The sequence below is a fragment of the Bartonella sp. MU70NMGDW genome, assembly GCF_042194085.1.
GTDB lineage: Bacteria > Pseudomonadota > Alphaproteobacteria > Rhizobiales > Rhizobiaceae > Bartonella > Bartonella grahamii.
The window spans coordinates 1-684 of record NZ_JBHIMK010000541.1 but is presented as its reverse complement, the minus strand read 5'-3'; the positions used below and the strand labels follow the sequence as shown (position 1 = coordinate 684).

Here is a 684-nt window from a genome sequence, read left to right as displayed (position 1 = left end):
TCTGTAACCGGCTCCGCCTCATCAACCCAACAAAGCAAAATACGCCCCATAGACTTGATACTTGCAATATTCCGGTCCAGACCAGAAAACTGAAAGGCTATACGACCATCTATCGACTTAATCGACGACTCCCCAACCTTGTAATAGTCCTTTAAAAAGTCATGCGCTTCAATGGCGCGCTTAATTTCCTCCAATGAACTTTCTGCCAAAGAATTCTGAAACTGACGTGCACAAAGAATAGTGCCCGATATCCCTTGCATACCAAATTGATAGCCTTTTAAAGCCGCCATCAAGGCAAATGATCTTGTCTTTCCAGACCCTCGTCCACCCCAAGCCGCCCGTACCAAAGCATCCCCTGTAAAAATCGGTATAAGCTTTGGTACAATACTAATCTGTCGTGTTGTCATTGACCAAAGGCGCGATTTCTACACGCGTTATCACCTTAATGGCTCCCCCATCTTCACCTGTTACCTGTAAAGGCAACACCTTACCAAGCAACGCTAAATAAGCAGCGGGGCATTCCATAGCCTGTTTTTCCAAATAAGAGATCAAACCATCCTTGCCAATTTTATTCCCAGCATTCTCAGCAGCCTTAACCACTGCTTCTTTTAAAATGCGCGTCATCTTATTCGGAACGCCTTTGACACGCCCTTGACCTGCCTTTGGGGGTATACGCTTTTTAAT

Annotated in this window: 2 protein-coding genes; both read right to left on the bottom strand. The window is 45.3% G+C overall.

Translation table 11 applies throughout. The features are described from left to right. Positions 1-407: phage terminase large subunit (locus ACFIKE_RS12060; protein ID WP_375650205.1), on the bottom strand; the 407-nt coding region annotated here is incomplete at its 3' end. After that, positions 388-684: a hypothetical protein gene (locus tag ACFIKE_RS12055; protein WP_375650203.1), complete on the bottom strand. Its 297-nt coding sequence runs from the start codon at positions 682-684 to the stop codon at positions 388-390. The genes ACFIKE_RS12055 and ACFIKE_RS12060, both read right to left, overlap by 20 nt.